The organism is Vibrio sp. bablab_jr001 (assembly GCF_016464285.1).
GTDB classification, from domain to species: domain Bacteria; phylum Pseudomonadota; class Gammaproteobacteria; order Enterobacterales; family Vibrionaceae; genus Vibrio; species Vibrio fluvialis.
The window spans coordinates 1-291 of the sequence record NZ_JACDWZ010000067.1 but is presented as its reverse complement, the minus strand read 5'-3'; the positions used below and the strand labels follow the sequence as shown (position 1 = coordinate 291).

The following is a 291-nucleotide window of genomic DNA, read 5'->3' as shown; positions in this document are numbered from 1 at the left end:
GCGATGTTCTACTCTCACATGGGGAAACCCCACACTACCATCGACGCTGTTTCGTTTCACTTCTGAGTTCGGAATGGAATCAGGTGGGTCCAAAACGCTATGGTCGCCAAGCAAATTCTTAAAATTCGGAAAGCTGTTTTTTGTTCTCATAACACATTCTTATGCGCTTAGCTTTGAGTCCACTACAAAACCCCTTGGGTGTTGTATGGTTAAGCCTCACGGGCAATTAGTACAGGTTAGCTCAACGCCTCACAACGCTTACACACCCTGCCTATCAACGTTCTAGTCTCG

At 46.4% G+C, this 291-nt stretch carries 2 rRNA genes; both read right to left on the bottom strand.

Annotated elements, in window-relative coordinates:
* Positions 1–111: ribosomal RNA gene (rrf, locus tag JIG40_RS10580) — 5S ribosomal RNA — on the bottom strand; the annotation flags it as partial.
* A 94-nt stretch (positions 112–205) separates the two neighbouring features.
* A 23S ribosomal RNA gene (locus JIG40_RS10575) occupies positions 206–291 on the bottom strand; the annotation flags it as partial.